7 protein-coding genes are annotated in these 8,915 nt (G+C 70.9%); 1 reads left to right on the top strand and 6 read right to left on the bottom strand.

Translation table 11 applies throughout. From position 1 onward, the window contains the following. Positions 1-142: 142 nt before the first annotated feature. The 6 genes from C1I99_RS25475 to arfA all read right to left on the bottom strand — a co-directional run bounded on the left by C1I99_RS25475 (position 143) and on the right by arfA (position 7,808). Entirely contained in the window at positions 143-1,804 is a 1,662-nt protein-coding gene (locus tag C1I99_RS25475; protein ID WP_111136727.1) for a glycoside hydrolase family 10-like protein, read from the bottom strand. 210 nt (positions 1,805-2,014) lie between these two features. Then, on the bottom strand, positions 2,015-3,031 hold the full coding sequence (locus C1I99_RS25470) for a glycoside hydrolase family 43 protein (RefSeq protein ID WP_111136726.1): 1,017 nt from the start codon (positions 3,029-3,031) through the stop codon (positions 2,015-2,017). Next, a complete protein-coding gene (locus C1I99_RS25465) occupies positions 3,028-3,927 on the bottom strand; it encodes a carbohydrate ABC transporter permease (protein ID WP_111136725.1) in 900 nt (299 codons plus the stop codon). The genes C1I99_RS25470 and C1I99_RS25465 overlap by 4 nt, the downstream gene beginning before the upstream one ends. 9 nt (positions 3,928-3,936) lie before the next feature. Continuing rightward, the gene (locus C1I99_RS25460) at positions 3,937-4,902 is read right to left on the bottom strand and encodes a carbohydrate ABC transporter permease (RefSeq protein WP_111136724.1); all 966 of its coding nucleotides are present in this window, start codon (positions 4,900-4,902) and stop codon (positions 3,937-3,939) included. 6 nt (positions 4,903-4,908) lie between these two features. Next, positions 4,909-6,237 (bottom strand): ABC transporter substrate-binding protein, encoded by a 1,329-nt coding sequence (locus tag C1I99_RS25455; protein ID WP_111136723.1) that lies wholly within the window; start codon positions 6,235-6,237, stop codon positions 4,909-4,911. A 56-nt stretch (positions 6,238-6,293) separates the two neighbouring features. After that, positions 6,294-7,808: an arabinosylfuranosidase ArfA gene (gene arfA, locus C1I99_RS25450; protein ID WP_111136722.1), complete on the bottom strand. Its 1,515-nt coding sequence runs from the start codon at positions 7,806-7,808 to the stop codon at positions 6,294-6,296. Positions 7,809-7,955: 147 nt separating this feature from the next. On the opposite strand from arfA, the gene C1I99_RS25445 reads away from it, so the two are divergent. Further along, the coding region (locus C1I99_RS25445) for a LacI family DNA-binding transcriptional regulator (protein WP_111136721.1) at positions 7,956-8,915 on the top strand (960 nt) is incomplete at its 3' end.

Below are 8,915 nucleotides of genomic sequence, written 5' to 3'. Positions count from 1 at the left end.
GGGAGATCGACCGCCAGGACCGCGTTCAGCGTGTCCAGCAGCGACGCGATCTCGGCGGACGACGCGGTCCTGGGGTCCCACTCGCGCACCATCACCCGTCTAGCTTGCCGCTAACCGCCGCCCGGGGCATTCGGATCAGCCGTCAGCGGACGAACGACGGCGGGCTGGCCGGGCTCTCGTTGGCCAGCCGGTCGAGCGCGGTCACGTAGTAGGTGTACCGCTTGCCGGCCTCCGCGGTGGCGTCCACCCAGGACTGAGTGGCCGAACCGGCCTCGGCGCGGACCGTGTCGACCAGGTGTGCGGCGTCGGCGAAGGCGCACCCACCGGCCGGGCCGGTCCCGTCGAACCGGTAGATCGCGTACGACGCGGCGGTGCCGAGCGGCCCCACCCCGTCGGCCGGCTGGCGCCACCTCAGCCGGACTCCGTCAGCCTGCCGCTCCGCCCGGGTCACCACCGGCATCAGCAGCGGCTTGGCCGGCAGGTGCGACATGGTCGGCACCAGGGCCGGGCGGGAGTAGTGCTCGGCGGCGTAGATGTCGGTCGCGCCGAGCCGGTTGGCCCGCACCTGAACGGCGGAGAAGTGGACGTTCCCCAGCACCTCCGGGTACGACCGGTTCAGCGTCAGGTGGTCGGAGAGCTCGCGCGGGTTCATCCAGTAGCTCCCGTACGCCGGTTGACCACTCTTGTAATCGGCCTGTCCGATGTAGAGCTGCACCCGGGTGCCCTTCACCACGTCGGCCCACCACGGCACCAGCCGGGCGTAGTCGGCGGCCGGGTACTGGCCGATGTACCAGTAGAGCTGCGGCACCACGTAGTCGATCCACTCCTCTTTGACCCACCTGCGGGTGTCGGCGGAGATGATGTCGTACGACTGGCTGCCGGTGGTGTCCGAGCCCAGCGGGTCGGCGGCCTTGTTCCGCCAGATGCCGAACGGGCTGACACCGAACTTCACCCACGGCTTGGCCGCCTTGATCTTGGCGTTCATCTCCTGGATCAGCAGGTTGATGTTGTCCCGCCGCCAGTCGGCCTTGTTGGTGAAGCCGCGGTTGAACTCCGCGAAGGTGACGTCGTCGGGCACCTGGTGGGTGCCGCTCGGATACGGGTAGAAGTAGTCGTCGAAGTGGACGCCGTCGATGTCGTACCGGGTGACCGCGTCCATCATCGCGGTCTGCACGAACTCGCGGACCTCCGGGATGCCCGGGTTGTAGTAGAGCCGGCTGCCGGCCACCCCGGCCGGCGGATAGGCGAAGGTCCACTCCGGGTGCTGCCGCGCCGGGTGGTTCGGCGCGAGCTTGCTGAGGTCGGCGCCGGCGCCGCTGGGGGCTGGCATGGAGACGCGGTACGGGTTGAACCAGCCGTGGAACTCCAGGTTCCGCTTGTGGGCCTCCTCGACGACGAAGGCCAGCGGGTCCCAGCCGGGGTCCTTGCCCCGCACCCCGGTCAGGTACTCCGACCAGGGCTCGTGCGGCGACGGCCAGAACGCGTCGGCGGTGGGGCGGATCTGGACGACGACGGCGTTGTGGTTCAGTCGCTCGGCCAGGTCCAGCCAGGCCAGGTATTCGGCCTTCTGGGTGGCGATCTGGTCCGGCGCGGTCCAGGACGCCTTGGTGGGCCAGTCGATGTTGGTGACGGACGCGATCCACATGGCCCGGAACTGCCGTTTGGGCATGACCGGATCGGTGACGCAGGTGGTGGTGGAGCCACCTGTCGCCGCGTCGGGGGCGGCGGTCACGGGGGTGGCGGCGACGAGCGCGCCGAGCAGTGCTGCGGCCAGCCCGGCGGCTGACAGCCGAGTTGCCTTCATGCGGTGTGTCCCTTCGTTGGGGCTCCCGTGGCAGGGTCGCGCGGCCGCCCTCGGCAAGATTCGCCGCTGGCTATCTACCGCAGGTAGGAAATTTTCACACCGGACGTGTCCTGCGCAAGGGTTTACGCGCGGATCGATCCGTCCGTCTGGGTCGGCCGTCCGGGTGGCGCCGGCCACGGTGCCGACAGTGACGGTCTCCACACGCCGCGGTCAGGGCTCCGGTTGCAAGGTGGCCGTGGGGCCCTTGACGGTGGGTCTGCCGCCTTCCCAGGTGACCTCATCGAGCCAGACCTGGCGGCCGGGGTCGACGCTGCCCTCCTGCCCCGGCAGCCAGGCGTGGTAGAGCAGCCAGGTGCGGCCGTCCTTGACCACCATCGAGGCGTGGCCCGGGCCGGAGGCCACCGCGTTGGTCTTCAGGATCGGGTTCTCCGGGGCCTTCGCGCACGGCCCGCTCGGTGACGCGCAGACCGCGTAGCCCTCGGCGTACCCGGCCGTGTCGTAGGCGTTGGCGGCGAAGAAGAGGTGGAGCCGGCCGTCCTGCCGGTGGAAGAACGGCCCCTCGATCAGGGCGCCCTCCCACGGCTCGGTCTGCTTGAGCAACTTCGTCGGCTCGCCGACCAGGGTCAGCCCGTCCGCGGAGAGGCGCTGCGACCAGAGCCAGGTGTCCACCCCGATGGCGTTGCCGTCGTTCTTCCACAGCAGCCAGAGGCTGTCGTCGGTGTCCCGGAACGGGCTGGCGTCGATCGCCCCGCCCAGCTCCGCCTGGCAGATCAGCGGCCCGTCGGAGTCGTCCCGGTACGGCCCCTGCGGCGCGCTGGCCACCGCCCGCCCCACGCACTGCCGCCCCGACTCCCTGCCGGCGACGGTGTAGTAGAGCACGAACCGGCCCGGGGCCAGCTGGATGACCTCCGGCGCCCAGTTCTTCCCGGCGTCCGCCCACTCCGGCAGTTCCGGCAGCGCGTCACCGACCGGCGTCCAGTCGACCAGGTCGGGGGAGGTGAGCACGGGCACGTTCCGCCCGCCGGCGTTGGTGTGGAAGAGGTACCAGGTGTCGCCAACCCGGATCGCCTGCGGGTCCGGGGCGTCGGTGGAGACCACCGGGTTGGTGAACATGGGCGCGTCGCCTCCCGTACTCGATGGGTCGTCTCCGCCACCGCAACCAGTGGCGAGCAGCGCGGCGACGACGGCCGCCGCCGCGCCGCGCCGCCCGGTCCGCCCGGCCGTCATCCCTTCAGACCGCTGCGGGAGACGCCCTGGATGATGTGCCGCTGGGCGAGCACGAAGAGGATCAGCACCGGCACGCTGGCCAGCACCGCCCCGGCCATGATCACCGGGTAGTCGGTGACGTAGGCACCCTGGAGCAGCCCCAGGCCCGGTGGCAGGGTGAGCATCTCCGGGCTGAACAGCACGTAGATCGGCCAGAGGAAGTCGTTCCAGTTGGTCAGGAACGACAGCACCGCCAGGGTGGCCAGTGCCGGCTTGGACAGCGGCAGCACCACCTTCCAGAAGATCTGCCACTGGCTGGCCCCGTCCAGCAGGGCGGCCTCCTCCACCTCCCCGGGTAGTGAGAGGAAGAACTGCCGCAGGAAGAACACCCCGAACGCGCTGGCCGCGCCGGGAACGACCACCACGGTGAGGGTGTCGAGCCAGTTCAGCTCGTCGACGATCAGGAAGTTCGGGATGATCAGCGAGGCCGGCGGGATGAACAGCGTCCCGACGATCAGCGCGAAGATCACCCCCCGGCCGCGGAACCGCATCCGGGCCAGCGCGTACGCGGCCATCGAGGCGGTCGCCAACACCAGCAGCGCGTGCAGTGTGGCGGCCACCATGCTGTTGAGGAACCAGCGCAGCACCGGGTTCGCGGAGTTGTTCAGGATCTGCTCGTAGCCGTACCCGGAGACCGGGTCAGGCAGCCAGGTCGGCGGGATCCGCTGGGCCGCGGTGTAGGTCTTCAGCGAGGTGATCAGCATCCACACCAGCGGCGTCAGGAAGACCAGGGCCAGCGCCACCAGCACGGCGTAGCGCCCGGTGCGGCGCAACGCGGGCGCCGGGCCGCGCTCGGTCGCCGGGGCGCTGCCGCGGGTCGGCGCGGGGCCGCGGGTGATGGTCGTGGGCGTCGTCATGGCGTCCCCTCAGTCTTCCCGGTAGCGGAAGAGGCGGAAGTTGGCGATGCTCGCCACCGCCAGCATCAGCGCGAACACGATGCTCATCGCGGCGGCCCGGCCGGCGTCGTTGTCCCGCAGCCCCTCCTCGACGATGAACCAGACCACGGTGCGGGTCTCCGTGCCGGGCGCACCCTGGGTGATCAGGAACGACTGGCCGAACATGTTCGCCGAGGCGAGCACGGTCGTGGTGATCACGAAGAGCAGCACCGGGCGCAGCCCGGGCAGCGTCACGTGCCGGAACCGTTCCCAGGCGGTCGCGCCGTCCACCTTCGCCGCCTCGTACAGCTCCGCCGAGATGTCCTGGAGGCCGGCCAGGTAGATCACGGCGTTGAAGCCGGAGGTCCACCAGACGGTCACCCCGACCAGCGAGATCCAGGCCCACGGCAGGGCGGTCAGCCACGGCGTGTCCGGCGGCAACCCGGCCATCGCGGCCAGCCGGTTGACCAGGCCCAGGTTGGCGTCGAGCAGGAACCGCCAGAGCAGGCCGATCACCGCCACACCCAGCACGTACGGGGCGAAGTAGACGGCCCGGAAGAGGGTGCGGCCCGGGAACGAGCGGTTGAGCAGCAGCGCCAGCCCGAGCGGGACGATCACCAGCAGCGGCACCGACAGCACGGTGAAGACCGCCGTGGCGCGGACGGCCGCCCACCAGTCGGCGTGGATCGCCGAGTCGCTGGAGAAGAGGTCCCGGTAGTTCGCCAGCCCGACGAAGGGTCGGTTGGGCAGCTGGAAGTCCCACTGGTGCACGCTGAGCCAGCCGCCGAGCACGATCGGCAGCAGGCCGAAGACCCCGAACAGGATCAGGTACGGGGCGAGGAAGAGATACGGCGTGGCCCGTCCGGCCCGCCCCGGTGACGTGCCCCGGCGGGAGGTGCCGGCCGCCGGGGGCGGCGCGTCCCCGCGCGCCGCCCCGACCTCGATCACGTCCGCCACTCCGGATCAGCTCCCGTACTTCTTGCGGTTGTCCTCAAGCTGCTTGTTGGCCTTGGCCACCCCGTCGTCCAGCGCGTGCTTCGGCGACTTCTTGCCCAGCGCCGCCTCGTTGAAGGAGGTGTAGAAGGTGGTCATCACCTCGCCGAGGCCCGGGGCGGCCGGCGGGAAGGCCGCGTACTCCAGCTCGGGGGCGAGCGCGTTGACCTCGGTCAACGCGGTGAATCCGGCGTCCTCGCGGACCGACTTGCGGGCCGGCACCTGGCCGCCCTTGGCCCAGTCCAGGGAGTGCTGGCTGAGCCAGTTGATGAAGACCTTCGCCGCCGAGACCTTGTTGGCGTCGGTCGTGCGTCCCTTGACGATGGTGAAGTTGTGCGAGTTGGCCCAGGCGGCCGGCCGGCTGCCGATCTGCGGCAGGGGCGCCACGCCCCACTGGGTGTCCGGGCTCTTCTTCAGGTCGTTGATCTGCCAGATGCCGTTCCAGTTGAAGGCGTTCTTGCCGCTCTTGAAGGCCAGGTAGTCGGCGTCCTGGCCGACGTTCGCCGGAGAGTTCCCCTGCTTGATGATGTCGACCAGCCAGGTGCACGCCTCGACGGCCGGGTCGGAGTTGAAGGTGGCCCTGGTGGCCCCGGCGTCGAAGACGCTGCCGCCCCACTGGTGCAGCACCGAGTAGAAGGTCATGCCGCCGGTGAACTGGAACGGGCTGACCCAGAACCCCTGCACGCCGGACTTCTTCAGCTCAGTCAGCGCCGCGGTGTACTCGTCCCGGGTGGTCGGCGGCTTGTCCGGGTCCAGGCCCGCCTTCCGCATGACGGCCTTGTTGTAGTAGAAGCCGAGCGGGTGCATGTCCAGCGGGATGCCGTACCGCTTGTCGTGGTAGAGCCCGCCCTGCCACACGGTCGGGGCGAAGTCGCTCTCGCTGAGCTCCAGGGCCTTGGCCACGTCGTCCAGTTCGGTGATCACGCCGCGGGCGGCGAAGGTGGCGAGCTGGTCCATGTGCATGACGGCGACGTCCGGGCCGTTGCCGCTGGAGGCGGCGCCCGGCAGCTTGCTGTAGTAGTCCTCCCACTGGTACGTCGCGACCGACACGGCGATGTTCTGGTGCTCGGTGTTGAACTGGTTGACCAGCGCCTTGAAGATGTCGCCGTCACCGCCGGTGAACCCGTTCCACAGCTTCAGGTCCACCTTCGGCCCGGTGTAGTCCTTGCCGCCGTTTCCGGCCGCCGGACCCGAGCTGTCGTCGTCACCGCCGCAGCCGGCGAGGGTCAGCGTGGCCGCGGCGCCGAGCCCGAGGCCGAGGCCGAGCAGGCGCCGCCGGCTCATCTCGTTGTGGATCATGCGGTATCTCTCCTTGGGGACGGGGTGAATTGTGCCTGGGCAGAGCCGCCCCGCCGTCAGGCGCCGGCGGGGGCGAAACGCAGCACGTTCCAGGAGACGGCCGGCAGGCGCACGGCGCACCGGCCGCCGTCGGTGGTGGGGGTGGTCAGCTCCCGCGCCGTCACCCGGTCGGGCTCGGCCTCGGTGTTCGTCGCCGACGGGTCGTCCCCGGCGGCGAGGCTCAGATGGGATGAGCCGGACAGCCCTGGCAGGCCGCGCAGGTCGAGCCGCAGGTCCAGGTCGGTCGAGTCGCGGTTGACCGCGAAGACGGTCAGCTCGCCGGTCTCCTCGTCGTGCACGGCGGCGGTGTCCAGCACCGGGACGGCGCCGTAGCGCTTCGTCTCGTACTCGGGGGAGACCGGCTCGGTCCGCAGCACGGTGCCGCGGGCGTACCGGGCGGTCAGGGCGAACGGGTGGAAGATGCTCTGCCGCCAGGCGGGCCCGCCGGTGCGGGTGCGGATCGGGGCGATCACGTTCGCCAGCTGCGCCTGGCAGGCCACGCCGACCCGGTCGGCGTGCCGGAGCAAGGTGATCAGCAGGTCGCCGACCACCACCGCGTCGACTGCGGTGAAGTCGTCCTCGATCAGTGCCGGCGCCTCGACCCAGCCGCGCCGGTCCAGGTCGGCCTGGAGGCGGGACTCGTACCAGACGTTCCACTCGTCGAAGGAGATCTTGAGCTTGCGCCGGTGCCGCTGCTTCGCCGCCACGTGGTCGGCGGTGGCGACCACCTCGCGGATGAAGTTGTCCATGTCCACGGCTGAGGCGAGGATGCTGGCCCGGTCGCCGTCGGACGGGTCGTAGTAGGTGTGCGCGGAGATGTAGTCGACGTGTTCGTAGGTGTGCTCCAGGACGGTGGCCTCCCAGGCGGCGAAGGTGGGCATCCGCCGGTTGGAACTGCCGCAGGCGACCAGGCTGATCGACGGGTCGAGCATCCTCATCGCGCGGGCGGTCTCGGCGGCCAGCCGGCCGTACTCGTCGGCGGTCTTGTGGCCGACCTGCCACGGGCCGTCCAGCTCGTTGCCGAGGCACCAGAGCCGCACCCCGTACGGCTCCTCCGTGCCGTGCTTGCGGCGCAGGTCGGACAGCTGGGTGCCGCCCGGGTGGTTCGCGTACTCCAGCAGGTCGCACGCCTCCCGCACGCCGCGGGTGCCGAGGTTGACCGCCATCATCGGCTCGACGCCGGCCGCCGCGGCCCAGGTCATGAACTCGTCGAGGCCGAACGCGTTGGTCTCGACGGTCTTCCAGGCCAGGTCGAGCCGGCGCGGCCGGTCGCCGACCGGGCCGATCCCGTCTTCCCAGCGGTAGCCGGAGACGAAGTTGCCGCCGGGGTAGCGCACCACCGACACCCCCAGCTCCCGGGTCAGCGCCAGCACGTCGCCGCGGAGCCCCCGCGCGTCGGCGGTGGGGTGTCCGGGCTCGTAGACCCCGCCGTAGACGCACCGGCCCATGTGCTCGACGAACGAGCCGAAGAGTCGCCGGTCGGCGGGGCCGATCGCGAAGGCCGGGTCGATGGTGAGCTGCGCGGTCCGCAAGGGTGCCACCTTTCTCGTTGCCGGTCCGCGGTGACCGCGGTCACCCCGGTGTCCCTGGTTTCTACAACGTTGTAAGCAACGTTGTAAAGAGGCCGTGACGCGGCCGTGACACGATAAGGTGCGGGCAGCAACTCGGGGAGGACGTCAGTGCGGCACAGGCTGAAGGACGTGGCGGAGCGGGCCGGCGTGTCGGTGAAGACCGTCTCCAACGTGGTGAACGGCTACGTGCACGTCCGGCCCGACACCCGGGCCCGGGTCGAGGAGGCCATCGCCGAGCTCAACTACCGGCCCAACCTCTCCGCCCGCAACCTGCGCAAGGGGCGTACCGGGGTGATCGCGCTGGCCGTGCCGGAGCTGGACATCCCCTACTTCGCCGAACTGGCCCGGCACGTGGTCACCGCCGCCGCGGAGCTGGGCTGGACGGTGCTGATCGACCAGACCGGCGGCGGTCGCGAGCAGGAGCGGGTCGCCGCCGCCGGGATCGGCGACCACCTGATCGACGGCCTGATCTTCAGCCCGCTGGCACTCACCGCCGAGGATCTCGTCGGCCTGGACGGCACCCCCATGGTGCTGCTCGGCGAGCGGGTCGACCATGGTCCCGCCGACCACGTGATGATCGACAACGTGGCCGCCGCCCGGGAGATCACCGCACACCTGATCGGCCTCGGCCGCCGCCGGATCGCCGCCATCGGCTCGCAGCGCACCCCGGAGGGAGCCAGCGCCCGGCTGCGGCTCGCCGGCTACACTGCCGCGCTCAGCGAGGCCGGCATGGCGTACGACGAGCGCCTCGTCGCGCCCGCGCCGGCCTGGCACCGCGCCGACGGCGCAACCGCCATGCGAGCCCTGCTGGCCTCCGGTGTACGCCCCGACGCCGTCTTCTGCTTCAACGACACCCTCGCCCTGGGCGCCCTGCGCGCGCTGCACGAGGCCGGCCTGCGCGTGCCGGAGGACGTGGCGGTGGCCGGCTTCGACGACATCGAGGACGGCCGCTTCTCCGTGCCCACCCTCAGCACCATCGCCCCGGACAAGGAGCGCATCGCCCGTCTCTCGGTCGAACTGCTCGCCAACCGCCTCGACGGCGACCGCACCGCCCCACCCCGCGAACTC

This window comes from Micromonospora deserti (genome assembly GCF_003236335.1).
GTDB classification, from domain to species: Bacteria; Actinomycetota; Actinomycetes; order Mycobacteriales; family Micromonosporaceae; genus Micromonospora; species Micromonospora deserti.
This window is presented reverse-complemented; position numbering and strand designations above follow the sequence as displayed.

What these genes read in the sequence shown, in the direction of transcription:
- C1I99_RS25475 (WP_111136727.1), bottom strand. Translation starts at nt 1,804, where the DNA reads ATGAAGGCAACTCGGCTGTCAGCCGCCGGGCTGGCCGCAGCACTGCTC.
- C1I99_RS25470 (WP_111136726.1), bottom strand. Translation starts at nt 3,031, where the DNA reads ATGACGGCCGGGCGGACCGGGCGGCGCGGCGCGGCGGCGGCCGTCGTC.
- C1I99_RS25465 (WP_111136725.1), bottom strand. Translation starts at nt 3,927, where the DNA reads ATGACGACGCCCACGACCATCACCCGCGGCCCCGCGCCGACCCGCGGC.
- C1I99_RS25455 (WP_111136723.1), bottom strand. Translation starts at nt 6,237, where the DNA reads ATGATCCACAACGAGATGAGCCGGCGGCGCCTGCTCGGCCTCGGCCTC.